The organism is Bacillus sp. HSf4 (genome assembly GCF_029537375.1).
GTDB lineage: Bacteria > Bacillota > Bacilli > Bacillales > Bacillaceae > Bacillus > Bacillus sonorensis_A.
In genome coordinates, this window is sequence record NZ_CP120679.1 from 2,802,686 (window position 1) to 2,828,633 (window position 25,948).

Annotated in this window: 25 protein-coding genes and 2 pseudogenes; 17 read left to right on the top strand and 10 right to left on the bottom strand. The window is 42.0% G+C overall.

Translation table 11 applies throughout. The annotated features are described in order from the left end of the window. Positions 1-17: 17 nt before the first annotated feature. The 5 genes and pseudogenes from P3X63_RS14495 to phoB all read right to left on the bottom strand — a co-directional run bounded on the left by P3X63_RS14495 (position 18) and on the right by phoB (position 4,116). Entirely contained in the window at positions 18-182 is a 165-nt protein-coding gene (locus tag P3X63_RS14495; protein WP_201278478.1) for a hypothetical protein, read from the bottom strand. An 82-nt stretch (positions 183-264) separates the two neighbouring features. Beyond that, positions 265-1,110, bottom strand: coding sequence for a MerR family transcriptional regulator (locus tag P3X63_RS14500; protein WP_026587974.1), 846 nt, complete (start codon positions 1,108-1,110; stop codon positions 265-267). Between the two features lie 176 nt (positions 1,111-1,286). Beyond that, positions 1,287-1,671 (bottom strand): annotated as a pseudogene (locus P3X63_RS14505) (GntP family permease); the annotation flags it as partial. Positions 1,672-1,951: 280 nt separating this feature from the next. Continuing rightward, the gene (locus tag P3X63_RS14510; protein ID WP_026587976.1) at positions 1,952-2,659 is read right to left on the bottom strand and encodes a DUF4352 domain-containing protein; all 708 of its coding nucleotides are present in this window, start codon (positions 2,657-2,659) and stop codon (positions 1,952-1,954) included. Positions 2,660-2,727: 68 nt separating this feature from the next. Continuing rightward, the gene (gene phoB, locus P3X63_RS14515; RefSeq protein ID WP_077736372.1) at positions 2,728-4,116 is read right to left on the bottom strand and encodes an alkaline phosphatase; all 1,389 of its coding nucleotides are present in this window, start codon (positions 4,114-4,116) and stop codon (positions 2,728-2,730) included. 371 nt (positions 4,117-4,487) lie between these two features. Here phoB and nikA point away from each other — a divergent pair, with 371 nt between their 5' ends. The 8 genes from nikA to desR all read left to right on the top strand — a co-directional run bounded on the left by nikA (position 4,488) and on the right by desR (position 12,931). Then, positions 4,488-6,107 carry a nickel ABC transporter substrate-binding protein gene (nikA, locus tag P3X63_RS14520; protein WP_277691180.1) on the top strand — a complete coding sequence of 540 codons (1,620 nt, stop codon included), beginning with the start codon at positions 4,488-4,490 and terminating at the stop codon, positions 6,105-6,107. Between the two features lie 9 nt (positions 6,108-6,116). Beyond that, positions 6,117-7,061 carry a nickel ABC transporter permease subunit NikB gene (gene nikB / locus P3X63_RS14525; protein WP_077736370.1) on the top strand — a complete coding sequence of 315 codons (945 nt, stop codon included), beginning with the start codon at positions 6,117-6,119 and terminating at the stop codon, positions 7,059-7,061. Beyond that, the gene (gene nikC, locus P3X63_RS14530; protein WP_277691183.1) at positions 7,058-7,888 is read left to right on the top strand and encodes a nickel ABC transporter permease subunit NikC; all 831 of its coding nucleotides are present in this window, start codon (positions 7,058-7,060) and stop codon (positions 7,886-7,888) included. The genes nikB and nikC overlap by 4 nt, the downstream gene beginning before the upstream one ends. Before the next feature lie 17 nt (positions 7,889-7,905). Then, positions 7,906-8,724, top strand: a complete 819-nt coding sequence (gene nikD / locus P3X63_RS14535; protein ID WP_026587981.1) for a nickel import ATP-binding protein NikD — start codon at positions 7,906-7,908, stop codon at positions 8,722-8,724. 31 nt (positions 8,725-8,755) lie between these two features. After that, positions 8,756-9,577: a nickel import ATP-binding protein NikE gene (gene nikE / locus P3X63_RS14540; protein ID WP_026587982.1), complete on the top strand. Its 822-nt coding sequence runs from the start codon at positions 8,756-8,758 to the stop codon at positions 9,575-9,577. 445 nt (positions 9,578-10,022) lie between these two features. After that, positions 10,023-11,081 (top strand): Delta(5) desaturase DesA, encoded by a 1,059-nt coding sequence (desA, locus tag P3X63_RS14545; protein ID WP_026587983.1) that lies wholly within the window; start codon positions 10,023-10,025, stop codon positions 11,079-11,081. Between the two features lie 118 nt (positions 11,082-11,199). Then, the gene (gene desK / locus P3X63_RS14550; protein WP_077736368.1) at positions 11,200-12,312 is read left to right on the top strand and encodes a two-component sensor histidine kinase DesK; all 1,113 of its coding nucleotides are present in this window, start codon (positions 11,200-11,202) and stop codon (positions 12,310-12,312) included. Positions 12,313-12,331: 19 nt separating this feature from the next. After that, complete coding sequence (gene desR, locus P3X63_RS14555) at positions 12,332-12,931, top strand: two-component system response regulator DesR (protein WP_026587985.1); 600 nt, start codon at positions 12,332-12,334, stop codon at positions 12,929-12,931. 544 nt (positions 12,932-13,475) lie between these two features. Here the strand turns inward: desR and P3X63_RS14560 are convergent. After that, on the bottom strand, positions 13,476-14,525 hold the full coding sequence (locus P3X63_RS14560) for an NAD(P)/FAD-dependent oxidoreductase (protein WP_026587986.1): 1,050 nt from the start codon (positions 14,523-14,525) through the stop codon (positions 13,476-13,478). 630 nt (positions 14,526-15,155) lie between these two features. On the opposite strand from P3X63_RS14560, the gene P3X63_RS14565 reads away from it, so the two are divergent. Beyond that, positions 15,156-15,548 (top strand): (2Fe-2S) ferredoxin domain-containing protein, encoded by a 393-nt coding sequence (locus tag P3X63_RS14565; protein ID WP_077736367.1) that lies wholly within the window; start codon positions 15,156-15,158, stop codon positions 15,546-15,548. A gap of 10 nt (positions 15,549-15,558) precedes the next feature. Further along, the gene (locus P3X63_RS14570) at positions 15,559-16,551 is read left to right on the top strand and encodes a CobW family GTP-binding protein (RefSeq protein ID WP_026587988.1); all 993 of its coding nucleotides are present in this window, start codon (positions 15,559-15,561) and stop codon (positions 16,549-16,551) included. 291 nt (positions 16,552-16,842) lie between these two features. Here the strand turns inward: P3X63_RS14570 and P3X63_RS14575 are convergent, their stop codons facing one another. The 3 genes from P3X63_RS14575 to hemB are packed head-to-tail and all read right to left on the bottom strand — an operon-like array spanning position 16,843 to position 18,860. Further along, entirely contained in the window at positions 16,843-17,637 is a 795-nt protein-coding gene (locus P3X63_RS14575; protein WP_277691193.1) for an MBL fold metallo-hydrolase, read from the bottom strand. A 12-nt stretch (positions 17,638-17,649) separates the two neighbouring features. Further along, positions 17,650-17,877, bottom strand: a complete 228-nt coding sequence (gene yidD, locus P3X63_RS14580) for a membrane protein insertion efficiency factor YidD (RefSeq protein ID WP_026587990.1) — start codon at positions 17,875-17,877, stop codon at positions 17,650-17,652. After that, positions 17,874-18,860 (bottom strand): porphobilinogen synthase, encoded by a 987-nt coding sequence (gene hemB, locus P3X63_RS14585; protein WP_277691196.1) that lies wholly within the window; start codon positions 18,858-18,860, stop codon positions 17,874-17,876. The genes yidD and hemB overlap by 4 nt, the downstream gene beginning before the upstream one ends. A 112-nt stretch (positions 18,861-18,972) precedes the next feature. On the opposite strand from hemB, the gene sufU reads away from it, so the two are divergent. From sufU to P3X63_RS14605, 4 genes are all read left to right on the top strand, one after another. Further along, entirely contained in the window at positions 18,973-19,413 is a 441-nt protein-coding gene (sufU, locus tag P3X63_RS14590; RefSeq protein ID WP_142246100.1) for a Fe-S cluster assembly sulfur transfer protein SufU, read from the top strand. Positions 19,414-19,727: 314 nt separating this feature from the next. Beyond that, positions 19,728-20,681 (top strand): metal ABC transporter substrate-binding protein, encoded by a 954-nt coding sequence (locus P3X63_RS14595; RefSeq protein ID WP_277692933.1) that lies wholly within the window; start codon positions 19,728-19,730, stop codon positions 20,679-20,681. A 42-nt stretch (positions 20,682-20,723) separates the two neighbouring features. Next, entirely contained in the window at positions 20,724-21,431 is a 708-nt protein-coding gene (locus P3X63_RS14600) for a metal ABC transporter ATP-binding protein (protein WP_026587994.1), read from the top strand. Continuing rightward, positions 21,377-22,201, top strand: coding sequence for a metal ABC transporter permease (locus P3X63_RS14605; RefSeq protein ID WP_277691198.1), 825 nt, complete (start codon positions 21,377-21,379; stop codon positions 22,199-22,201). The genes P3X63_RS14600 and P3X63_RS14605 overlap by 55 nt, the downstream gene beginning before the upstream one ends. A 268-nt stretch (positions 22,202-22,469) precedes the next feature. Here the strand turns inward: P3X63_RS14605 and P3X63_RS14610 are convergent, their stop codons facing one another. Then, a complete protein-coding gene (locus P3X63_RS14610; RefSeq protein WP_077736363.1) occupies positions 22,470-22,859 on the bottom strand; it encodes a tautomerase family protein in 390 nt (129 codons plus the stop codon). A 377-nt stretch (positions 22,860-23,236) separates the two neighbouring features. On the opposite strand from P3X63_RS14610, the pseudogene P3X63_RS14615 reads away from it, so the two are divergent. The 3 genes and pseudogenes from P3X63_RS14615 to P3X63_RS14625 form a co-directional block, all read left to right on the top strand. Next, a pseudogene (locus P3X63_RS14615) lies at positions 23,237-23,479 on the top strand (GntT/GntP/DsdX family permease); the annotation flags it as partial. A gap of 376 nt (positions 23,480-23,855) precedes the next feature. Then, the gene (locus tag P3X63_RS14620; protein ID WP_026587997.1) at positions 23,856-24,869 is read left to right on the top strand and encodes an AraC family transcriptional regulator; all 1,014 of its coding nucleotides are present in this window, start codon (positions 23,856-23,858) and stop codon (positions 24,867-24,869) included. A 50-nt stretch (positions 24,870-24,919) separates the two neighbouring features. Continuing rightward, positions 24,920-25,714, top strand: coding sequence for an SDR family NAD(P)-dependent oxidoreductase (locus P3X63_RS14625; protein ID WP_026587998.1), 795 nt, complete (start codon positions 24,920-24,922; stop codon positions 25,712-25,714). Positions 25,715-25,948: the final 234 nt, after the last annotated feature.

Sequence of the window (25,948 nt, forward strand, 5' to 3'; positions counted from 1 at the left end):
CTCCTTTTGTTTTAGATTCATTTTTTATTAAAATTTGAGAGGCTCGCATCAACATCGACATGTTCTTCTTCAAATGGACCGTTCGTTTTAGCTGCAAGCCAGTTTAACAAATGGACTCCCGGCGGGTTGTTTCCGACTTGCCATTGCGGCGTGAGTAACCGAAGCGTCTTATTTTCTGTCATCTTACACATCCTTCCTTTCCAATATTCACGAGAAGATGCATAAATAATAAACCCTATAGCAACTATAGGGTCAAGGGGTTCGTTATTTTTTCAGCACTCTAAATTCTGTGAGGAAGTCTTCTTCTTTTAATGAGTTATAGCTGTTTGGAAAAGAAACTTGATATACTTTTCCATCCGTTTGAATGCCGTGAGATTCAATAAAATGGTACAGTTTTTGATAGTATGAAAAATAATTTGTTGAAGAGCAATCAAATGAAATACATACATATTCACCGGACGGGATCGTATCTATCCCAATATTTTGTTCGTCTGTATCTATCTTTACTCCATCATAAATCGTCGTATAAACACTGTTGCAATAAATATCACCGGAATTTTTATAAGGCTTTAAATCATAAATCAGTCCATAATAGTTATCAACCATATCTCCTCTTTCTTCAAGGACTTCAGCCAGTTTGCGGTAATACCAATCTGATTGATTATGAGGATTCACTTGAGGTGTCGCTGCTTTTAAAATGGTTTGGCCTTCTATATGCCGAACATAAACCAGACCTTCTTCTTTTTTAGTGCGTATCTCCAATTGTTCGTGAAGCTGATTCTTTCTTCTTTGAAGCAATTGCCTGGCACGTTCGAGTCTTTCCATTTCACGCTCAATCACGCTTTCTTGCTCTTCAAGAAAGGTTTGCATCAGTTCAGGGGTACATGTATATGAGATCATGCGCTTAATTTCTTCCAAAGGCGTTTTAATAGATTTGAGATATTTTATAATATCCAAATAAAAGAACTGTTTAACATGGTAATATCGATAGCCATTATCCCGGTCTGTACATTGAGGCTTGAAAATTCCGATCTTATCATAATAGCGCAATGTTTGAATGGAAATGTGATTTAGACGGGCTGTTTCCCCAATTGAAAAATATTCCTTCATCAATCCCACCCTTTCTTTTATTCTTTCTTCCACTATATACGATTACCTTCAAAATCCTAACTGAACGACCTTGAGAAAAAAACTGTCTAAGACGATCTTCATTTTGTTCTATGTTGAACATATCCACGAAGACATGATCTTTCCTGTCTCATCACGATTGTATGAGCCGCTCAGGAAATATCGGCTTCTTTGAACAGATTTTTCGTAAAAAGGATATACAGCAAAGACGACATCAAACAGGCTGACTCCGCTTTACGTTAAAATCGCACCCATCAATACGATAGCGACCAGCCTGACAATGGTCTTCGCAATCGACGCAACCAAACCGGAAATCTCGACGACCTTCCCGAAAATAGCGCCAAGCAGAAATACCGGAAAGTACAGCTTAAAAAACCCGCCATCTTTTCCATAAATACTGTTAGAAAAAGGAAGTGTAAAGCTTGGATCTGTCAACAGCACAGCAAATAAAGCACCAATCGGAGCAAACAAGATGACGACAAATCCCCGATAGACGAAAAACATCAGCAACCCCACCGCCAAAAGAGTAATGATCATGTCCACAAACATCCCCTCCCTTTCCGCCATATTATCGTGCAAGTTCCGTGCCAGTTGCCAAAACTCCATTTCAGCCTCCCATATTTTCAGGGAACATGAGCAACAACGATTCCGGCCAGGCGGATTTTTCCGCTTTTACGGAAAAAAAGAAAGCTCTTTTTTAGAGCTTTTCTCATCTCCTTCCCGGGACGGCAATAAAAGCAATCCGGTCACCAAGCCCTCTCTCGAGCCCCTTATTCGTCGGAAGCCGCTAAAAAACCTCCCGTACATACACGAGAGGCCGTCATTAAAACTCAATTTTAATTTTTTGCGAATCACTGATTTTCTTGTGGTTTTTATCAAAAACGTCACTCGTGGTGATCTCGATCCACTTCAAATCCTTTGTCTTCTTGTTGTCTTCTGCTTCCTTGTGATGCCCGTGTCCGCTTGCTGTGTTAACGATAAAACCTAAGTTTCCGGCTTTTGCAGCGCCGCCTTCTAATTCTCCATTTAACTCCTCAAGGTAAATATCCTTTTGCCAATCAAAGGTTTCACCTGTGTTTGTTTTCAGTAATGCAATTGGTGCAAAATTCACTTTCTCAGAAGACTTGTTTTTGATTTCAACGAAAACCTTAACGAAATCAAACTCCTCATCATGTGTCAACACGTGAAAATAATCAATCATGCTGTAATCCGGACGTAGGTGAATCAGCTTCATGTTTCTTACGGTTAATTCGATTGCTCCGATGTCATATGTTTTGTTCACGTTTTTGATATCTTTTAAAACGGCTTCACCTTTGTCATCAGCAAATGTTTGATTAACCTTTTCTAAAGACCTGTCATCTGTAACTTGCGGATTAGGCTGGTACTCATTTATTTGCCTGTCTGCTTGAGCTGAAACGTTCTGCGTTTTGACTTCTGCTGTTTGGCCGCCGCCTGTATTGTTATGGCCGGCGTTTGATGAGCAGCCGGCAAGCATCATGATCGAAAAAAAGATGAAAAGAGCCTTTCTCACCTTAATGGCCTCCATTCAAAATAGAGATCCCGTCACTTCATACAAGCAACGGGACACCTTGTATTCTCTTACTTATCGTTAATCTTGATTTTGTATTGTAAAGCATCAAAAACATTTTTGGCGATTTCAGTGTTATCGATTTGCCCGGCAAATGTCTCGCTTGACGGTCCGTATGCATAGACAGGAACATCTTCACCTGTATGTCCGCTCGTTGTCCAACCGGTGTGAGAGCGCTTGTTGAAAATGTCTTCAATCGCATTGTCGATATCAAGCACTTTCTTCGATTTGGCTGCTTCTTCAACCGATTGAATTTCCCCTTTCGTTAAGGCTAACTTTTTTTGATCAATATATGTCTTTAATGTTTTTTCCACATCCGCACCGCCGGCGATTTTTTCTGCCATAAAGTCAGGCGTGCGCTTTGCGGCTTTAATCGGTTCACTGAACCAGTTGTAGATGCCGTCTGCACCGATGGAGTATCCGCCGGTTGAGTGGTCAGCTGTTGCGACAACCAATGTATGCTTGTCTTTTTTGGCGAACTCAAGAGCCGCCTTATAAGCTTGTTCGAAGTCTTCCATTTCACTCATCGCGCCGACAATATCATTGTCATGGCCCGCCCAGTCAATCTGGCTGCCTTCAATCATAAGGAAGAATCCGTCTTTATCCTTGCTTAATTTTTTAATCGCTGTGTTTGTCATATCTTTTAATGAAGGAATATCCTTCGTGCGGTCCATTTTTTTAGGCAGGCCGCCGTCAGCGAATAGGCCGAGAACTTGGCTGTCTTTATTTTTCAGCATGTCCTTGCGGTTATCCACATAGCTGTATCCCGCTTTTTTGAATTCCTTGATCAAATTGCGGTCCTTACGGTCAAAATTGCTTTTTCCACCGCCTAAAAGGACATCGATTTTGTGCTTGCCGTTTACCATTTCATCAAAATAATCATCGGCAATTGCGTTCATATTTTTCCGGCTGTGGTCATGTGAACCGAAAGAAGCCGGAGTGGCATGTGTAATTTCTGAAGTGGCCACAAGTCCTGTTGATTTCCCTTTTTCTTTTGCCGCTTCAAGAACGGTTTTGGCCTCCGACCCGTCGTTATCCACCGCAATGGCGTTATTGTATGTTTTAATTCCCGCAGACATGGCCGTTGCCGCAGCTGCAGAATCCGTCACATTTTGCTCAGGGTCTTCGGGGTAAGTCGTTTGCTGGCCGACAAGATATTGGTCAAAAGCCGTAGGCTCCACAGCCTTTGTCTTTTTATTATCCTTTAAGTAGCGATAAGCGGATGTATACGACACACCCATGCCATCACCGATTAGAACGATGACATTTTTAATGTCATTTTGCTTCCCCTTCTTCTTTTCTTGAGCGCTGGCTTCAAGCACACTGCCGCTTGCTAAGCTGCTGAACGCAATAGATGATAAAACCGCGATAGGCAGTAATTTCTTCGGGAATTTTTTCAACTGGATAACCTCCTAAAAATATATGAATCTCAGGGTGACAACCCTATTATATTTTTAAAGTATTAAGTTCATATTAATCGTTTATAAAGATTGGATTTACAAGATGAGAAACGCGGACAAATTATGTAAAGGAAGCGGGATGGTGGTTTGCGAATCCTGACCTTCCATTCTCTATCACTTTCATGTAAACGAAATGTCTTCTTTTTTACATCCAAACCTAACTCTGTCTTCATGCAGGAAATTTAAAAATCTAAAACAGGATCTTTAAATGTTTTGCTAGAAACCCAATGTCTATATTCTTACATTGACAAGAATATGCTTCCTCCTTAAAATGAAAATGATTATCAACATCATTCAGGAGGAAACTATGCATGTTTAGCGGAAGGATTAGTTTGAAAATTAAAATTACTTTCTTATCGATACTCGTCTTTTCAATCTTATTAGCTGGATGTACAAACGCAGAAAATTCAACAGAGACGAAAGATCATAACAATATGATCACAATGGCTTGGCCAAGAGATATAGGCGAACTGAATCCCCATGTCTATAATCCTTCTCAATTGTTTGCCCAGTCGATGGTATATGAACCTTTGGTCACTTATGAAGCGGGCGGAAAGCTTAAACCGCATTTAGCAAAATCATGGGATATATCTGATGACGGCAAAGTGTATACGTTTCATTTGCGTAAGGATGTCAAATTTTCAGATGGAACAGCGTTTAATGCAAAAATCGTGAAAAGGAATGTTGATTCCATTTTAAAACATACAGAGCTGCACAGCTGGTTGGGGTTTATCACAAAAATAGCTCAAACGGAAGTGATCGATGATCATACATTTCAATTGACGCTGACTGAACCATATTACCCAACCATTCAGGAGCTGGCAGTTGTTCGGCCGGTTCGGTTTTTAGGAGAAGCTGGATTCCCTAAGGATGGCGATACATCAAAAGGTGTCGAAAAACCGGTGGGAACGGGTCCATGGGTATTGGAAGAGTATAAAGCTGATGAATATGCGGTTTTTAAACGCAATGAACATTATTGGGGCGAAAAGCCAAAAGTCGAGAAAATCAAGGTGAAAGTCATCCCAGACGCAGAAACAAGGGTGCTGGCATTTGAAAAAGGTGAACTGGACCTCATTTACGGTGAAGGCGTCATCAGTTTGGATGCATACAAGCAGCTGCAATCGACAGGTAAATATGAAACAAGCCTTTCTGAACCAGTGGCGACGAGACAGCTTGTCATGAATACGAAAAAAGAACAGCTTTCAGATGAACGGGTGCGCCAAGCCCTTCATTATGGTTTTAATAAAGACGCCATGGTCGAAGGTATCACCTCAGGGTTAGAAGAAAAAGCAGATTATATTTTGCCGACAACCTTCCCATACACGTCTGATATTGATGTAAAACCAGTAAAATATGATATTGAAAAAGCGAAAGAGCTGTTAGATGCTGCAGGCTGGAAGCTTTCGAACGGAAAGACGGTGCGTGAGAAAGACGGAAAGCCGCTTGAATTTAGTTTAATGTATGATTCAGCAGAATCCATTCAAAAAACAATGGCAGAAACCCTGCAAGCAGAATGGGCAGCGATCGGGGTAAAGTTGAATCTTGAAGGAGTAGAATTGGCAACTCAAGTAAAACGGTTTAAAGCGAATGAGTTTGATATGAACTTCTTTAGCAACTATGGTGCGCCTTATGACCCGCATACATTTTTAAACATTGTCGCGTCAAAAGGATTTGGATTTAATGAAGCGATCTCAGCCTATCCAAACAAAGAGAAGTTATTGAAGCAGATGTCAAAGGTCCCTCAAACAACTGATGCAAAAGAGCGGCAAGAGCTTTATTCATCTATTTTAAAATCTCTTCAAGAACAAGGAGCCATCGTTCCGATCTCTTATATTAAAAAGACAGCGATCTATCAAAAGAATATCACCAACTTTACTTTCCCTGCTAACCGTGACGAACATCCGTTTACAGGTATTCGCATTAAGCAGTAGGAGGTTTTTATGGGCAACTATATATTGAAACGAATCATATCCATTATTCCAGTGTTTCTTTTAGCTGCGCTTTTGACAACTGGAATGATTCATCTCTCACCTGTTGACCCAGCTGAAGCGTATTTAGCCGCAGCGCATATTCAGCCAACCGATGAAATTTTAGCGCAAAAAAGGCATGAGTTTGGCCTAGATCAACCATTCTTTATTCAATATGTCAACTCTATTTTGAAGATATGCCAATTCGATTTTGGCATATCTTATGTTTCGAATCAGCCGGTTTGGGACGAGGTTGCACTCAGAATACCAGCAACGATCGAGCTTGCGCTTGGGAGTTTATTGATCGCGGTGCTTGTCAGTGTCCCTCTCGGCTTCTTTGCGGGAATCAAAAGAAATGGGGCAATTGATCATATCAGTCGCTTCATTTCCTTTTTCGGAGCATCCATTCCGACCTTTTGGTTAGGGTATATGTTGGTTTTTTTCTTTTCTGTTCAATTAGATCTTTTTCCTGTAGAGGGAATTGGGACTTGGCAGCACCTCGTACTGCCGTCAATGACGTTGGCGCTTCCTTTAATTGCGATGTATACAAGGCTTTTGCGCGCCAGCGTGATTGAAAACTTGCAAGAACCATATGTACAATTCGCACGAATCAGAGGACTGAAGAATCAACACATATTGGCCAAGCATGTGTTGAGAATGGCCATTTCTCCGATGATTACAGGACTGGGAATGAATCTTGGGAAGCTGCTTACCGGAACCATTATTGTTGAGGTGGTTTTTTCTTGGCCTGGCTTTGGCCGCTATTTTATTGAGGCGATTTTCAATCGCGACATCCCTGTCATTCAATGTTATGTGTTCATAGCAGCCACCTTATTTATATTGAGCAGCTTAATCGTTGATCTGATTCAAATGTATATTGATCCGCGCATTTCGAGGAAAGAAGGACAGCATCGATGATCACAAGCATACGCAGAATATACAAAGGTCAAAACGTGATAACGGCATGTATCATCATATTATCCATTCTGTTTATCATCGCTGTATTTGCCCCCTGGATTGCGCCGCATAACCCAGTTGCTGTTCATTTGGCTTATAAGCTGCAGCCTCCGTCCTGGACGTTTCCTTTAGGAACCGATCATTTAGGAAGATGCAACTTATCCCGCCTTTTGTATGGCGCACGGATTTCTCTGGGGTTTGCGATGCTCATTTTTATTTCCTCCCTGGTTATCGGTCTCATTGTCGGTACGATTTCAGGGTATAAAGGCGGCTGGATTGATCAACTGTTAATGAGACTTTGTGATGGTGTGATGGCTTTTCCGAACTTAATTTTAGTTCTTGGTCTTGTGGGCATATTCGGACCTGGACTTCCTCAAGTCATTCTTGCCCTCATCCTTGTGCAATGGGTCTATTATGCAAGAATCTTTAGAGGAGTGGTGCTAAGTCTGAAAGAGAAGAACTTTATTGCGGCTGCAAAAATCAACGGATCTTCGCAGTGGAAGATTATTAAAAACCATATCATTCCCAATGTGCTCCCCCCTCTCGTCGTTATGGGTACATTGGAGATGGGCTGGGCGATTATGGATATATCCGCTATGTCGTTTCTTGGATTGGGGGTTCAGCCTCCGGCGGCTGAATGGGGAGCGATGATTCATGAAGGTAAATCGTATATTCGGACGAACCCTGAGTTGATGATTTATCCAGGGATGATGATCATGATTGTCGTTGTGACGTTCAATTTATTGGGCGAAACCTTATCAGAAAAATACGGAATCAAACGTCGATAATAAAAGGAATGAGGAAGTTGGGAACAGAACAATCACCGGTGCTGAAAGTGAGAGATTTACATGTCCAGACCAAAACGCCAAAAGGCGCTTCTACCCTCGTGCAAGACATCAATTTCGACCTGAAGCGCGGCCAAGTCTTCGGTCTGATTGGCGAGAGCGGATGTGGAAAAACGGTCACAAGCATGTCTATTCTTCAAATACACGATCAAAAAACAACCAAGGTGGAAGGAAGTATCGGATTACAAGGTCGAGAACTGAACGGATTAACAGATAAGGATATGCGTAAAATCCGCGGCAAAGATATTGCCTACATTATGCAAAATCCGATGAACGCTTTCACACCCGTTTTCACGATTGGTCAGCAAATGATCGAAACGATTCGCTCCCATACGTCACTCACAAAGAAACAGGCAAAAGAGCTTGCAATCGAAGCATTGCATGATATGAACTTACCCGCTCCTCTTAAGCTTTTAAAATCTTATCCTTTTCAATTAAGCGGGGGAATGCTTCAACGGGTTATGATTGCAATCGCTGTATGCATGCATCCAGCCATTCTCATAGCGGATGAGCCCACCACTGCACTGGACGTGAATAATCAAAAGACAGTGCTGAAACATTTAAACGACATGCGTTCTAAATTTGGAACAGCGATTTTGCTCATATCTCATGATTTAGGAGTCATTGCTGAAATGGCAGATGAAGTCGCTGTGATGCAGTATGGAAGAATCGTAGAAAAAGCAGATGTGTTTCAGCTGTTTGATGCACCAAAGCATGACTATACAAAGAAGCTGTTAAATGCACGTATGACCTTGCCAATTGCTATTGGGTCAATTTAACAAAAGATCGGCATTTTAATGGGGTGAACAAGTGAGTTTATTACAAGTGAAGGAAGTCACTCATCGTTATGCGGAGCGTTCATTGTTCAAATGGAAATTTCAGTCTAAACAAGTCCTTTCCGATGTCAGCTTTTCGATTGAGAAGGGCACATGCTTAGGCATGATTGGGCCAAGCGGGGCTGGTAAGAGTACATTGGGAAGAGTGCTGCTTGGTTTAGAGCGGCCGCAATCAGGTCAAATCCTTTTCCAAGGCCATGATGTATATCAAGCAGATCAATCGATCCGCCGCAAAATTCGCCGCGACCTTCAAGCCGTCTTTCAGGATTCATACTCGGCCGTCAATCCGCGAATGACGGCGGAACGGATTATTGCAGAACCATTAGAAAACTATGAAACTCTCACCATCTCAGAGCAAAGGCGAACCATTATCGAGCTGCTGGAACGAGTCGGCTTGAGTGAAAAGGATTTAACAAAATACCCACACCAATTCAGCGGCGGTCAATTGCAGCGGATCAATATCGCAAGAGCCATCTCGCTCAAACCGAAGCTGATCGTATTAGACGAATCAGTCAGCAGTCTGGACATGGTGACCCAAACGCTCATATTAGATTTGTTAAAAGAGCTCAAAGACGATTTTGGGTTATCGTATTTTTTTATTACGCATGATTTGAAAGCCGCTTATCAATTGAGTGACACACTAGCTGTATTGGATAAAGGCAAATTAGTTGAGCTTTACGAGTCCAAACATCAGTTTTTTTCGTCAGATCATCCAGCTGTAAAAAAGATGAAAAGTTCCATACTTGCAGAACACCCGCGCTTTCGTTCGATAGGAACAAAGACGATGCAACAATAGTTGGTTACTTAGCTTGAGGCGCCGCGAATGATTGGGGGTGTTACAGCGAACCGGCCCTGCTATATTCCCCTGTGCTTTCCCTTCTGTTTGATCAAGTGGTGCTTTTTTTCCGTTGCGCTGTTTGATCTTTTGTTACCTGATCATCAGGTGTCTACTGAGTGTTTTCAACCCAAATATGAGCCACTTTTAGAAAGGTGGCTCATATTATTTTTCATATTTTCCCCTGAACACTTTCCCGCCAAAATTCCCTTTAAAAAACAGCTGACAGGGATACTAAACCTGTGACTCAGCATCAAAGTGCGAGTTGACAGGGCGGTATTCAACACATATCGAAGGAACTGTATATGACAAGTGTCATGTATGAAGCATGATGTGTGCTACTACAAAGTATGTGTCTCTTAGGCGTATACTTAAGCGAGACACATCAATGAGAGGATACTTTACTATGACTGAACAAACCATCGCCCATAAGCAAAAACAGCTGACAAAACAAGTTGCTGCTTTTGCTCTGCCTGATAACAAAAAAAGTCTGATTCAGCTCTTCAATACGTTTGTCCCTTACTTCGGACTGTGGTTTCTTGCCTATCTCAGCCTCGATGTCTCCTATCTCCTTACTTTAGGATTAACAGTGATTGCCGCGGGGTTTTTGACGAGAATTTTCATTATTTTTCACGACTGCTGCCATCTCTCCTTTTTCAAACAAAAGCGTTATAACCATATGCTTGGTTTTTTGACAGGCGTTCTGACGCTATTCCCATACCTTCAATGGCAGCACAGCCATTCGATTCATCATGCGACCAGCAGCAACCTTGACAAACGCGGGACGGGTGACATCTGGATGTTGACGGTAAACGAATATAAAGCCGCGCCTCTCCACACAAAAATCGCATACAGACTTTATAGAAATCCGTTTATCATGTTTATTCTCGGACCGATTTATGTTTTTCTGATCACAAACCGTTTTAACAAAAAAGGCGCCAGACGGAAAGAGCGTGTGAACACATACCTGACGAACCTTGCAATCGCGGCTTTGGCTGCTCTGTGCTGTGTCATCTTTGGCTGGCAATCGTTTTTGCTCGTGCAAGGTCCGATCTTTCTGATCTCCGGTTCAATCGGCGTTTGGCTGTTTTATGTTCAGCATACATTTGAAGATTCTTATTTTGAAGCGGATGAAAACTGGAGCTACGTTCAGGCCGCGGTAGAAGGAAGTTCATTTTATCAACTTCCGAAACTGCTTCAATGGCTGACAGGCAATATCGGGTACCACCACGTTCACCATCTGAGTCCAAAGGTGCCCAACTATAAACTTGAAGCAGCTCATGAACAGCACGAACCATTAAAAAACGTCCCGACAATCACCTTAAAAACAAGCCTGCAATCACTCGCCTTCCGCCTTTGGGATGAAGAGAAAAAGCAATTTGTGACATTTCGGGATATCAAACAAATACCGATCCACCTTCCGCCTGATTCTATAGAAAGACAGAAGCTGCGGAAAAACGCCTGATGAAGAGGAGGTCTTCTTATATCCAAGAAGACTTCCTTTTTATGGTTCAGTGATGCAATCCGGCTCTGGCAATGGTAAAGTTACTCTTAAGACGAAAAGTTGAAAATGAGGTTATATCATGGTTAAAAAGCATTTTACATTTCAAAAACTAAGCGGGATCTCGCCATATATATGGACGATATTTTTTATCCTCCCCTTCTACTTCATATTCCAATCACCATCAACGTTTGTGATCGTCGTCGGCATCATTTTGACGCTTTTATTTTTTTCGATTTACAGATTTGCTTTCGTCTCAAAAGGCTGGGCCGTTTATTTATGGGCGTTTATTTTAATCGGCATTTCAACGGCTTCGATTACACTGTTCAGCTATATTTATTTTGCTTTTTTTATCGCATATTTTATAGGAAACATTAGAGAACGCGTCCCTTTTCACATTTTATATTACATTCATTTAATAAGCGCAGCCGTCGCCAGCAACTTCAGTCTCGTGTTAAAAAAAGAATTGTTTCTGACACAAATTCCTTTTGTGGTCATCACGCTCATCAGCGCGATTTTATTGCCATTCAGTATAAGAAGCCGCAAGGAGCGCGAACGGCTTGAAGAAAAACTCGAAGATGCAAATGAACGGATTGCCCATTTGGTAAAATTAGAGGAACGGCAGCGGATCGCCCGCGACCTCCACGATACACTTGGACAAAAGCTGTCTCTAATCGGTTTAAAAAGCGACTTGGCGAGAAAATTAATTTACAAAGATCCCGATCAGGCAGCGCATGAGCTAAAAAGCGTTCAGCAAACAGCGAGAACTTCTTTAAATGAAGTCAGAAAAATTGTATCCTCTATGAAAGGCATCCGGCTCAAGGATGAAATCAGAAACATCAAACAAATTCTCGAAGCAGCTGACATCACGTTGATCTATGAAGAAGAAAAATTGCCGGAAAATATCTCATTGCTCAATGAAAACATTTTGAGCATGTGCTTAAAGGAAGCTGTCACAAATGTCGTCAAACACAGTCAGGCGAAAACCTGCCGTGTTGACATTCAGCAGCTTTGGAAGGAAGTTGTCATTACAGTGGCGGACGATGGAGAGTTTCAAGGTGAAGAAAAGTACTTTTCAAAAGGACATGGCTTACTCGGGATGAGAGAACGGCTTGAGTTTGCCAACGGCAGCCTTCACATCGATACCAAAAACGGCACAAAGCTTACCATGACAATCCCTAATAACTCAAAATAAACAAAAAGGATGGCTTAGCATGATTAGTATATTTATTGCGGAAGATCAGCAGATGCTCTTGGGTGCATTAGGATCGCTCTTGAATTTAGAAGATGATATGAAAGTCGTCGGCAAAGGAACAACCGGGCAGGATGCCGTTGACTTCACCAAAAAACATCGGCCTGATGTATGCATTATGGATATTGAAATGCCCGGAAAAACGGGACTTGAAGCTGCTGAGGAATTAAAGGATACAGGCTGCAACATCATTATCTTAACCACTTTTGCCCGCCCAGGCTACTTTCAGCGAGCGATTAAAGCCGGTGTTAAAGGCTACTTGTTAAAGGACAGCCCGAGCGAAGAGCTTGTGAGCGCCATCCGCAGCGTCATGAACGGAAAGCGCATCTATGCGCCTGAATTGATGGAAGATATGTACGGTGAGGCCAACCCTCTCACAGATAGAGAAAAAGAAGTGCTCGAACTCGTAGCCGATGGAAAAAACACAAAAGAAATCGCCCAAGAACTCAGCATCAAAAGCGGGACGGTCCGCAATTATATCTCAATGATTCTTGAAAAGCTGGAGGTGAAAAACCGAATCGAAGCCATTACCCGTTCTAAGGAAAAAGGCTGGTTTAAATAAAAAGAGGATCTGGTCAAGATCCTCAGCAGGTAAGTGGATTGGCTATTCAACTCGGCATTTCTGCCACATCATGGATACTTTAGAGAGACTAAGTAAATGGCGACGAAGGAAAAACCACCAACTAAATGAGATCGGCAGTAGACCACTTCCCCAAAATATTGAATACTTCCGTCAATTCTTTCTTTTATTTCAAGGAATTGTATTTTTCATTGGAGCAATTTATGCGTTTAGGCTGCACAGAAATGAAACGAAATAATTTTTAAAAAGAATTGTTATACAAGTATGGCAGCAAGTCTTTTTTATACTGATCCATTAAACTTCTTTTCACATTTCATTCTTGAGGCTACGGCATAAGTTCGCACATAACTTTTATGTTCCGCGGATAGAGTTCTATATTCCTTCTATTAACGGATAGTTCAGGTTGTTAAAATGAATATATTTAGGATTCAACCTTCTCACGAACAAAGGGCGTTCCTTGGTCTGAAATATCAGAGCCGGCGAACACCCTTTTGCTTTTTGTTTTTATCTTGAGTGTGCCTTCGGGCTACCCGAACATCTTCTTCACAAGCTCGCGGTTGCGCTCTTTGAAAACCTCATTATGCGACGACACCATCGCGCTCTTATGCGCTTCGGGATCAATATAGCGTTTGGCGCTGTTCACTGCGTTTGCCGCATCCTGAAACGCACCGGCGATCAGGTGCAGCTTGCCGTCGTAATGCAGGATATCCCCAGCCGCATACAGCCCTGGCACCGAAGATTGAGAGTTGGCGGTACCCGCGATAAAATAGTCATCAACCCGGGTAATATCCAGCCGGCTGTTCTCCAGCAGCGATTTGTCGCGTTCATATCCATGATTAATAATGACTTCGTCTACAGGCAGCTCGATCACCTCACCGGTTTGAGCATTTGTGAGCTCGACTCGTTCGATCACCTCATGATCATCTGAAGCGATCAGCTTGGTAATCTCGGTATGGAAGAAGCAGCTCACCGAGCTGTTCAGAAGCTGATCCACCTGGGCCTCATGCCCGCTGAGCGCTTCTTTACGGTAAGCGAGGTAAACCTTCTTCGCTACAGGCTCAAGCTCGTTGGCCCAATCGACAGCCGAATTGCCGCCGCCTGAGACAATGACCGTTTTATCTTTAAAATGCTGCAGCGACTTGACCGTATAATTCAGATTGGACACTTCAAAACGCTCTGCCCCTTCAATCTGAAGCTTTTGCGGATTCAGGATACCACCGCCTACAGCAACGATGACCGTCTTGGACAAATGCACCCCTGAGGCAGCCGTATGTAATTCAAACAGCCCTTCTTCATTACGGGCAATCGACTCCACTTTCTCATTCAGCAGCACTTCCGGATGAAATGTTAATCCCTGCTGCACCATCTGTTCAATCAGCTTCGCTCCCGATATCGGCGTTTGCCCTCCGACATCCCAAATCATTTTTTCCGGATAAACATGGACCTTCCCCCCCAGCACGGGCTGATATTCAATAATCTTTGTTTTCATCCCCCGCAGTCCGCTGTAAAAGGCGGAATATAATCCAGCCGGTCCTCCGCCGATAACCGTCACATCATATACTTCATTCCTGTTCATCGCTCTTCACTCCTAGTATAGTGCATGGCTTATCTCCATGTCGTAAATGATTATCATTATCATTTAGTGTACTTTGACTTGTTCATTTTTACAATCCATTTTTGATTAAAAATTGATCTTGTGGGTCCACACAATCATCAAAGCGGCCGATCATCAGTGAGGCTTTTAAAAAAAAACTGCAACCTCTCCATTACAAAAAGATTCGATAAAGTCATAAATCTTTTGTTCCAATGTGAAAATGTGTATATCTTACACGAGCAAAGATGAACAATACACTCGTCTTTATCGGTGATGATTTAGACCATGACAATCTTCAGAAAATGCTGTGTGACTTAAAGAATAGGAGCGTATCAACGGCTCATTCATGCAATTTAGCCTTTTCTTCTGTTTGCTTTTGACTTTGAAAAGAGATAAAATAGGTTGTAAATCGTAATTATTACGATTTCATTGACTATGGAGCGGTGCAAAAGCTGGCGAGCGGTTTATCCCCTGCTCGTTTGTATCATCTTTGTGAAATGACAAAAAGAGCCGGAGGATGTTTAAGACAGTTTATGATCGGCGCTTTGATGCATTTAAATGCTCCATTACAAATCGTAATAATTTTGTTTTATTTGGAGGGAAATGACACATATGGCGACATGGGATTTAAGTAATATGAAACATCATATCTTTATTTGCAACGGCAGCAGTTGCAATCGGGTCGGAGCTGAGGAACTGACTCAAGTGATTCGGCAAGAAATCTCAGACCGGGAGCTTGACGATGTTATTCATACAACGCGCACGCGCTGTAATGGCAGATGCCAAGATAAGTGCGTGGTCATCCACTACCCGAAAGGAACTTGGTATAAAGATTTAAAACCTGAGGATGTCCCCCTCCTGATTGACTCACTTTGTACCAATGAAGATTATAAAGAAAAAGCAAGCCATTTGTATGATGGCCAACGTTTCGAGCGTTCATCTGACGTCATCGCCGGAGTTGCAAAAGACAAAGAAAAAGTAGTCAAAGTATCGAAAAAATTTTAAATGGAGTCGAATGATCATGCCTTTAACTAAAAAGAAAATTCCTGTCACCATTCTCACTGGATATCTAGGCGCCGGGAAAACCACACTTTTAAATCGAATACTTACGGAAAAACACAATCAAAAGGTTGCGGTTATTGTTAATGAGTACGGAGAAGTCGGGATAGACAATCAGCTCGTCGTTGATTCTGAAGAAGAAATTTTAGAAATGAACAACGGCTGCATCTGTTGCACGGTCCGCGGAGATTTGATTCGTATTCTGAGAACTCTTGTATTCTCAATGGATCAAGGGAAAGTTGCATTTGATCGCGTTTTAATCGAAACAACGGGACTGGCTGACCCTGCCCCCGTTGCCCAGACTTTTTTTATGGATGAACTGTTATCCGACATATTTGAAGTTGACAGCATCGTCACGGTAGTAGACAGCAAGCATGTCACCAGACATCTGGATGATCAGGATGAAGCGCAAGAGCAAATCGCATTTGCTGACGTCATCATCCTCAATAAAACAGATTTAGTATCGAATAACGATCTGAAATCCTTGGAGCAAAGACTTGTCAACATTAATCCTACGGCTAAGAGGCTGCATGCCAGAGATTGCAAGATCAATTTAAGAGATATACTGGGAATCAATACGTTTGACGTCAATCGAAAAATTGAAATCGATCCTCATTTTCTAAAGGATCATCATCACCACCATCATGATGATAAAGTGTCTTCTATTGCTTTTCGGGAAGAGAAGCCTCTTGACTTGGCAAAGGTGGATCATTGGATGAGTTATCTCGTACGGGAAAAAGGAGAAGATTTATTACGTTATAAAGGAATCCTTTCTATTAAAGGGGAAGAATATCGAATCGTATTCCAAGGGCTTCATATGTTGTTTTCAGGACGTCCCGATCGGAAGTGGAGCGAAAACGAGACAAGACAAAGCGAACTTGTTTTCATTGGAAAGGACTTAAACAAAGAAGAATTGGAACAGCAATTTAAAAACTGCATAGCGAAGTAGCCTTAAATATTTATGATCAACTGTTGACATCAATCAAGAGCAATATGTGCTTCTACGCTTGGACGTTATAATAAAACGAACAAAATAGCAGCCTTCCTCAAGGGAGGCTGCAAATATAATATCTTAAATAATGGTTTCAGTTATCTACATGTTAACCTCAGCTATCATCTCCGCTTAACCATATTCAATAGGATGAAACTTCGCTCTGTTTATTCAACACATCCCATGAATGAGAGGCAATGAAAAAAACGAACTTCTCTTCCTGTACTTACTCAAATATATGTCCTGTGGTCAGGATAAAATATCAATGGGTTTCCATTGATATAATGAGTCTCTGTTTTCAATCATACCAAGCCCCGGGTAAGGAAAATGACAGGAATGAATGAAGGCTTGCTCCTTGCAAGCCAATTGTATCAATTGATTCCTAGTAGTTATCCCCTGTACAGGATCTTCTTCTAGTACGACACGCAAACTTGTATTAGAAATGCTGTGTGGAATATTGAATACATCATTCGCGATCAAATATACGCCATGATTTGTACGGACTTCAACAGTTAGATGTCCGGGTGTGTGACCCGGTGTATGTTTCAGCCATACATCCGGTAATATTTCAGTATCCTCTTCAATCAATGTCAGAAGCGGAAGTACTTTGTTTATGACCTTGAATTGTCTGGAATCAGGAGTTTGTTTCGCATATAACCATTCTTTCTTACTCATGATATGAACGGCATTTGGAAAAGCAGGTTTTTCATTTTTTACAAGCCCTCCGGTATGGTCTGCATGACTGTGTGACAAAACAACGTAATCAATCATATGACGATGAATCCCAGATTGTTCTAAGCGTGTTAATAAATGCCCTGACTCCTGTCCGCCTGCCTCTCCAAACCCTGTATCAATTAAAATAAGCTTACTCCCGATTTGCAGGCAGACAAAATTCAGCGCTACCTCGAATTCACCAGGAAAGCGCTCAACTTCCCGGTCACCATTTGCCCCTGCCAGAAAAAAATCCTTTGTTACAGGAAACTGTCCATCAGAAAAAACCATCATGCGAAAAGAGTCAAATTTGATTTGATATGGCCGGTTCACAGGGAGTCCCCCTCACTTTTTTGATCTGTTGCTCGGAACAGGATCAAAGCCTCCCGGATGAAGAGGGTGGCATTTCAGCAATCGTTTGATGAGCAGCCAGCTGCCTTTTATAAATCCAAACCTTTGAATCGCTTCAAGCCCATAGTTGGAGCATGTTGGATAAAACCTGCAGGTTGGCGGAAATAGAGGTGATATCGCCTTTTGATATAATCGAATGAATGCGATCGCTGCCTGTTTCATGATTCCTCCCGAAGATATCTTGCTATATCCTTTGCAAAATATGTAACGATAAGATCGGCTCCGGCCCGCTTCATAGAAAGCATGCTTTCCAATACTGTATTTTTTTCATCAATCCAGCCGTTTTGCGATGCTGCTTTTATTTGCGCATATTCGCCGCTTACTTGATATGAAACCAGCGGAATATGGAGAGAATTTCGCATATCCCTCATGATATCTAAATAAGGAAGACCCGGTTTAATAATAATAAAATCTGCTCCCTCTTCAAGGTCAGACTGAGCCTCGCGAAAAGCTTCTAAACGATTTGCCGGGTCCATCTGATAGGTTCCACGATCACCGAAAGCAGGCGAATTATCCGCGGCATCTCGAAATGGTCCATAATAGCTTGAAGCATACTTGATACCGTACGACATGATCGGTATGTCTTGATAACCGGACTCATCCAGCGCATGTCGTATATACGTCACAAATCCATCCATCATGCTTGAGGGCGCCAGAATATCGGCACCTGCCTCAGCTTGAGATATGGCGACTTTTGCATGTATATCTAAAGACACGTCATTATCAATCCTGCCGTTTACCGGTATGCCGCAATGGCCTTCTGTTTGATAGTGACATATACATGTGTCTGTTATGATGACCAAATCAGAATCTAAAGCCTTGATTTGCCTAACCGCTCGTTGAACAATGCCATCTGATGTATAAGCAGACGTTGCCAAATCATCTTTCCAACTCGGAATGCCGAAGAGAAGAATCGCTTGAATCCCCAGCTGTTTTAATTCTTGAATTTCCTTATCTAATAAATCTAATGTCAGTTGATAAACGCCTGGCATGTAAGGTACTTCTGTCTTTAACCCGATACCCTCTTGGACGAACAGAGGATATATGAAATCGTTAATGGAAAGCCGATTTTCTCTTACTAAATCCCGTATACCTGGCGTTGAACGCAGTCTGCGATGCCGAGAGAATGTGAAAAATTGCTTCAATGTTATTGCACCACTTTTCTAAATGAGTTAACCTTAAATCGTAATGATTTTGATTTGTATTTTAAAGTATATACAATCACATCAATTATTTCAATGTTAAAGGAAAGGAGCAATCATGATGTTAGAAGATTTATATCGAGCCGTTATCATGGACCACTCAAAATATAAGCGGAATTTTCGAAGAATCGAGCATCCCAACGCTTTATTTGTTCATTATAAAAACCCCACTTGCGGCGACGTCATCACTCTGTATATTGATATAGAGGATAACAGGATAAAGGACGCTTCCTTTATAGGGGAAGGATGCAGCATTAGTATGGCGTCTTCATCCATAATGACTGACCTTATAAAAGACAAAACAATGACAGCAGTCGAAGACATGCAAAAATCCATGGAAGATATGATACGCAATGGGACAGAACCACAAGAGGAAACACTGGGAGATGCGGTTTCCTTCATAGGCGTTCACCCTTTAAAAGCTCGCCATAATTGTGCTTTAATGCCTTGGCAAGCCTTAGAAAAAATAAAAAAATTGACGGAAAAACCGCAATAAATAAAAACGACCAAGCTCGCAAAAGTATCCCATGGTTCATGCAGCCTCACGATAAATGAGCCTGCAAACGACTGCCAGCTCCCTCCTTCCCTGTCAGGAAGTCTGTGGCTTGTTCCGACCTGCTGACATTCGATCTATGCATAAAAGGTCGTAATACTGACGATCTCGCACCTAAAAATAAAAAATACTTCACAAATCGTAATGATTATGATTTAATGGGGAATTAGTTCATGAAGTTAAGTGTTTTTGTTGATTTGAATGATCAATCACACGAAATGAACGAATCAATACTTTTCAAGAAAGAAGGAATAAACATGAAAAAATATACGACAGCAGCTTTGATTGCGGCGACATGTCTTTCACTATTTGCTGGATGTTCGGGAAATGAGGAAAAACAAGCAAGCGGTTCCTCATCAGATGATCAAAAATTACAGGTCATCACAACATTTTACCCAATGTATGAGTTTACAAAGCAAGTTGCCGGAGAAAAAGCAGATGTTGATCTTTTAATTCCATCTACTGTTGAACCCCATGAATGGGACCCCTCTCCAAAAGATGTTCAAAAGATCGGGGAAGCGGATGTCCTAATTTATAACAGTCCTTATATGGAAACATGGGAACCCTCTATCGAAAAAAGTGTAGGAAAAAATGGACCGACTTTTGTAAAAGCAAGCAAAGGCATTGAACTGATGAAAGGAACTGGAGAAGAGGAAGAAGAACATGAAGAATCCGGGCATAAGCATACATATGATCCCCATGTATGGTTAAGTCCTGTCCTTTCCCAGCAGGAAGTAAAAAACATTACAAAAGCGCTTGAAAAAGCAGACCCGGACAATAAAGCTTACTATGAAAAGAATCGCGATGCGTTTTTGCAGAAATTAGAGGATCTCGATCAACAATATGAGTCAACATTAAAAGATGTTCCAAACAAAGAGCTCATTACACAGCATGCAGCGTTCGGATATTTAGCGAAACAATATGGATTAACGCAAGTGCCTATCGCAGGCCTTTCCCCTGAACAGGAGCCAAGTGCAGCTAAGCTCGCAGAATTAAAGAAGTTTGCCCAGAAACACCATATTCAAACCATTTTCTTTGAAGAACTCGCTTCTCCGAAAGTTGCGAAAACATTAGCAGATGAAATTGGAGCTAAAACAGAAGTGCTCCATACGTTAGAAGGACTAAGTAAAGAGGAGCAAAAACAAGGGCTGGATTATATTGATTTAATGAAAAATAATTTAAAACAGTTAGAATCGTCATTATCTCAATGATGAGACACGCAACATGTTTTTGATGGAAAGGTAAGATTGATATTGGAACTTATTTCATTACACAATGTGATATACGGATATGAGCATACACCTCTATTGGAAGATATCACATTCACCATTAATAGCGGAGAATTTGTCGGGATTACGGGACCTAACGGAGCCTCAAAATCCACGCTTCTCCGCCTTATGCTTCGTTTGTTAAAGCCCTGGCATGGACGTGTGGATATCAGCACAACCAATTCTAGCGGAGAACGTTTGAAAATCGGATACTTGCCACAGCAGATCGCATCTTTTAATGCAGGGTTTCCGAGTACTGTACTTGAGCTTGTACGCTCAGGGCGGTACAAGAAAGGAAGCTGGTTTAACAAATTAAAGGAACAAGATCATAAAAAAATAGAAGAATCACTAAAGATGGTCGGAATGTGGGAATTTCGTGATCGCAAGATTGGCCATTTATCTGGGGGACAAAAACAAAAAGTTTGTATAGCAAGGATTTTGGCTTCAGAACCTGACATACTTGTCCTGGATGAACCTACAACAGGTATGGATGTTGAAAGCCGCCGGTCCTTTTATCAAATGATGGACCGGCAAGTGCAGCAACACCAACAAACCGTTATCATGATCACCCATGACCAAGACGAAGCGGAGCCATATTTAACAAAGAATATTCGATTAGAGAGAGGTGAGAACAGCAGATGGAAATGTTTCATTTGGAATTCATGCAAAGAGCCTTCTACGCAGGATGCTTAATCGCGATCATCGCTCCATTACTCGGGGTCTTTCTCGTCCTCAGACGACAGGCTCTAATGGCCGATACTCTATCTCATATTTCACTAGCCGGCGTCGCCATCGGTTTCTTTGTCCATACGAATATCACGTTATCAAGTTTTTTAGTTGTAACGGTTGGAGCCGTAGGCATTGAATATATGAGGAGGGCTTACCGTACGTATTCCGAGGTCTCCATTGCCATTTTAATGGCTGCTGGTCTTTCTTTTGCCCTCTTTTTATTAAGTGTTACAGAGGGCGGTATGACAACGAATATTGAGCAATACTTATTTGGCTCTATTGTAACGATCAGCACTGAACAGCTTTACATTATGGGCGGAATTACGCTGCTTGTCTTATTATATTTCTTTATGTTTAAAAGACAGCTTTATTTAATGACTTTTGATGAGGATACAGCCGAATCAAGCGGAGTAAATGTTCGGCTGCTTTCTCTTTCATTCAGCATTCTAGTTGGAATGACAGTCGCTGTGATTATACCAACAATCGGCGTTTTGCTTGTGTCGGCATTATTAGTGCTTCCAGCGGCATTTGCCATTCGACTGTTCAAAGGCTTTACAGCTGTTTTTTCGGTTTCTATCATCATTGCTCTTTTTAGTATTCTCTCTGGTCTTACCTCTTCTTATAAGTGGGGTACACCTCCGGGAGCAACCATCACTTTATTGCTAGCCGTATTTTTAATAGCGGGATTTATGATACAGAAGGCCGCTTTTCTGGTCAAAAGAACACGACTTTAAGATTTTTTAAAGAGGTTGAATCGGGCACAAAAAGGAAAAATCAATGAAGAGGCCTGGGATGATATAATCCCAGGCCCCCTTTTTAATTGGTGTCGCTTTAAGTAAGGGAATCATTTAAACATAACTGCCTGACGGGGCGAGTAGTCAGCTCCATTCCCCCGGCTTCTAACCGTAGCATTCCAGACAGCTAATGATACTTTTTGTGAAATAAGTTACGCCAAGGTAAATGTGTCTCTTTCAAATTTCCTCAATCATCCCTTTCGAGACCTTACAGCTTCCCAGTCAAAAACTGCGCTTCGCCGAGGCCGAAACTCCAATCGGCATCTCCGTTTTCGGTAATGGAAACCATTACATCTTCAGGGGAAATTCCGCATTCTGCTTCAAGTTTTTCAGCCAGTAAGGCGTACAATTTCTCTTTTTGACTCTTCGTTCTCGTTTTACTGGTGATACTGATCACAACCAAATCCTTGGATCTATTTAATCCCAAACCTGTATCTTGAATAATGAGCTCATTTGCCGGATGCTGATGGACAATTTGATAGCGGTCTCTCTCAGGAACGTTAAAAGCTTCCACCATCGCATCGTGTGCGGCATCCAACAATGTTTTTAATGCTTTTTCATCGCGGCCCTCTATTAAATCGAAACGTAATAATGGCATCTTGTTGATTTCCTCCTTCATGGTTTCAAAGCTTGTTAGAGAAATAAAAGGGTATTATTTCGATTTGTACACAACGGTTATATCCAAAATGATTTCTGCTAACTTGATAACAACATATCACATAACCAAAACATAATCAACAATTAACCATTTGTTATTTTGTCTGACACAGGATAGAAAACGTCCATTCTGAACGTAAAAAGTGTTGACGATACATTGTGACAAGATTAGTATGGAAATAACAGTTAATCAAAACATAACAATAAAATAATCATAAAGTGATTGATCCATATTTCAGAAAGTGCCTTTTTGTATTCTGGTTTGATGGTCATTGTTTGGCTCTGTTAAAAGACACACAATCTCCCGGAGGTTATGTGATGTCGATTTTCATTGTGGCCATTGGCATTCTTATTCTGCTGTTTCTCATCATCAAAGTAAAATTAAATACCTTTATCTCGCTTTTGGTCGTTTCATTTATAGTGGCAATCGGGCTTGGGATGGATCTTGACAAAATCGTTCTTTCTATTGAAGCCGGAATCGGCGGTCAGCTTGGTCACTTAGCTCTCGTTTTCGGGCCGGGTGCGATGTTAGGGAGGCTTGTGTCAGACGCAGGCGGCGGTTTGATTCATCTTCCGCTCCGCGCCTCCTATGGCTGAACCATAACAAAAAAGCTATGCTCCTCTGTCCCTTTTCAGGCCCTCCCCTATCTACAACCATCGTAAAGTTGCTGTTCAAATGAAACGATCTTCCAAGATAAAAGGAACGAATACTGTCTTAACAATTTTGAATATCACTTCATATGAGAGGTTAATGATAAAATGAAGCATCGGCTGCATCGATAGCAGCCGGCTTGTTGCAGCCGTTACAAATTTCGACGTAATCGGCAAGTAAAATGGCGCCATTTGCTAGTTACAAAGCGCCATTGGGTAGGTAAAGTCATAACTGTCCCGGCAACAAGGCGGAATTCTAAAACGAAAACTTAGGAGGCCGATCTGTATGACGTCCCATACTCGTATAAAAATGCCGGCGGGATTTTGGGCAGGATTACGTCAATTAGGGATTGCCCCCCACGATGTGGTCCGAAAAGCACGACTGCCGCTCACCATTATAGCTGAACCGGTTGTCACCACCGCCCAATATTTCGCGATTTGGCAGGCTTATTCCGATCTCATTGATGACATTGCCGAAGGAATCATCAAGCTTACAACCGCCTTTGAAACAGCACATTTCCCACCGACCGTCTTAGCGACTTACCATGCCCGTGACTATCGCGACGCGCTCAAGCGAATGGCCCGCTACAAACAACTGTGCCCCCCGGAAAGGTTACACATCACTGAGAAAGGTGAGCACTGTACAATCGAACTGGAATCGCTGAATACCGAACAATCGGTTCCTCCGATGCTGGTGGGTATTACGCTGGCATTTCTTCTGGAGCTGGGCCTCCGGGGGACTGGTCAACATTTGCAGGCGAGGTTCGTCGAATTTTCGCAGCCAATGGGCAATGTGCAAACACTTGAAGCTTACTTCGGCTGCCGTATTCAGATCGGTACAAATTGTAACCGGTTGACATTGCATCGAGAAGATCTGGACCGCCCCTTTATCTCGTACAACGCTGAGTTGCTGGAGGTTCTGACCCCTGTGCTGGACCAATCGTTGAATCAGCAGCAAGCAAGCCTCTCAATCACCGGAATGGTCAAGTGGATATTGAAACGCAGCCTAACGAGCGGGCGCCCCGATATTCAGACTGTCGCGAGCGAATTGGGGATGAGCGATCGTACCTTGCAGCGTCGGCTTACAGACGAAGGCACAAGCTTCAAACAGCTGTTGACACATGTCCGTCACGAGCAGGCTCGAGAGTACTTGGCAGACCCCTTGCTTGATATTAAAGAAGTGGCCTTCCTGATTGGCTATGAAGACCAAAACTCGTTCTACCGCGCCTTTCGCCTTTGGGAAGGTGAGACTCCTGCAAATTGGCGTACTGAACACTTAGGTGCAAACTCGGATAAATGAACATTGTCTTAAACGTAAATTTTTCAACACGATAAAAGGAGAACTCGATAATGGATATGGGATTAAGCAATAAAACAGCTTTAGTTACTGGATCAACGAAAGGCATCGGTAAAGCTATTGCCATCGAACTTGCCAAGGAAGGCGTGAATGTACTCATCAACGGCCGAAGCGCTGAAGAGGCGGAACGAACTGTAAAGGAAATCAAATCCGCTTTTCCGGCCACCTCTCCGCAAAATGCTGCAGCCGACATTGTCGATATCGGACAAAGAGAAGCTTTATTTGAAAAATATCCCAATGTTGATATTTTAGTTAACAATATGGGGATCTATGAAATAATGCAATATGAGGACGTGGATGATGAAGTATGGGAAACATACATCCGCACCAATGTTCTTGCTGCAAATGGTTTATCTAAATTTTATTTACCTAAAATGCTGAACAATAATGATGGCCGGATTATCTTTATTGCGAGCGAAGAAGCCATTATGCCTTCAGGACAAATGCCTCAGTACTGTATGACAAAATCAATGCTGTTATCATTGTCAAAAAGTCTATCGAAATTAACAAAAGGAACAGAAGTGACTGTCAATACGATCATGCCGGGACCAACACTTTCTGAAAATGTGCAGCAAATCATTGAGGGTATGTACCTTGATGAAGAGATGACGTTTTCAGAAAAAGAGAAAGACTTTATGGCAGCAAACTTGCCTCAATCTGAAATACAGCGTTTTATCAAGCCAATTGAAATCGGCAGACTCACAACATTTGTATGCAGCCCTTATGCATCCGCCTTTAAAGGTTCGCCAATCCGTATGGACGGAGGGATGGTACCGACTATTTTTTAATATTTTCATAGTTAGAGAAATTAACCGTGATCAAGGGTGAAATTCAACGGTTTAGCGATTTGACTTTTCGGTGATGGATGAAACGGCGGTTTTGATGTTGGAGCATCCTATCGTTTAACAAAACATACTGCATCTTTCCTGCGCTCTCTTATGAGGGCTTTTTTCACGTTAAAAACAGCAATATTTTTTGTAAATCCTCTTGAAAATGACATGTTTTTGGAGGATGATTATAGA

Excerpts from the sequence above, each read along its gene's own strand:
- desK (WP_077736368.1), top strand. The coding sequence starts at position 11,200 with ATGGTTAAAAAGCATTTTACATTTCAAAAACTAAGCGGGATCTCGCCA.
- nikB (WP_077736370.1), top strand. The coding sequence starts at position 6,117 with ATGGGCAACTATATATTGAAACGAATCATATCCATTATTCCAGTGTTT.
- desA (WP_026587983.1), top strand. The coding sequence starts at position 10,023 with ATGACTGAACAAACCATCGCCCATAAGCAAAAACAGCTGACAAAACAA.
- P3X63_RS14570 (WP_026587988.1), top strand. The coding sequence starts at position 15,559 with ATGATCATGCCTTTAACTAAAAAGAAAATTCCTGTCACCATTCTCACT.
- nikC (WP_277691183.1), top strand. The coding sequence starts at position 7,058 with ATGATCACAAGCATACGCAGAATATACAAAGGTCAAAACGTGATAACG.
- yidD (WP_026587990.1), bottom strand. The coding sequence starts at position 17,877 with ATGAAACAGGCAGCGATCGCATTCATTCGATTATATCAAAAGGCGATA.
- nikA (WP_277691180.1), top strand. The coding sequence starts at position 4,488 with ATGTTTAGCGGAAGGATTAGTTTGAAAATTAAAATTACTTTCTTATCG.
- P3X63_RS14595 (WP_277692933.1), top strand. The coding sequence starts at position 19,728 with ATGAAAAAATATACGACAGCAGCTTTGATTGCGGCGACATGTCTTTCA.
- P3X63_RS14620 (WP_026587997.1), top strand. The coding sequence starts at position 23,856 with ATGACGTCCCATACTCGTATAAAAATGCCGGCGGGATTTTGGGCAGGA.
- desR (WP_026587985.1), top strand. The coding sequence starts at position 12,332 with ATGATTAGTATATTTATTGCGGAAGATCAGCAGATGCTCTTGGGTGCA.
- P3X63_RS14495 (WP_201278478.1), bottom strand. The coding sequence starts at position 182 with ATGACAGAAAATAAGACGCTTCGGTTACTCACGCCGCAATGGCAAGTC.
- P3X63_RS14625 (WP_026587998.1), top strand. The coding sequence starts at position 24,920 with ATGGATATGGGATTAAGCAATAAAACAGCTTTAGTTACTGGATCAACG.
- P3X63_RS14610 (WP_077736363.1), bottom strand. The coding sequence starts at position 22,859 with ATGCCATTATTACGTTTCGATTTAATAGAGGGCCGCGATGAAAAAGCA.
- P3X63_RS14605 (WP_277691198.1), top strand. The coding sequence starts at position 21,377 with ATGGAAATGTTTCATTTGGAATTCATGCAAAGAGCCTTCTACGCAGGA.
- P3X63_RS14560 (WP_026587986.1), bottom strand. The coding sequence starts at position 14,525 with ATGAACAGGAATGAAGTATATGATGTGACGGTTATCGGCGGAGGACCG.
- P3X63_RS14500 (WP_026587974.1), bottom strand. The coding sequence starts at position 1,110 with ATGAAGGAATATTTTTCAATTGGGGAAACAGCCCGTCTAAATCACATT.
- P3X63_RS14565 (WP_077736367.1), top strand. The coding sequence starts at position 15,156 with ATGGCGACATGGGATTTAAGTAATATGAAACATCATATCTTTATTTGC.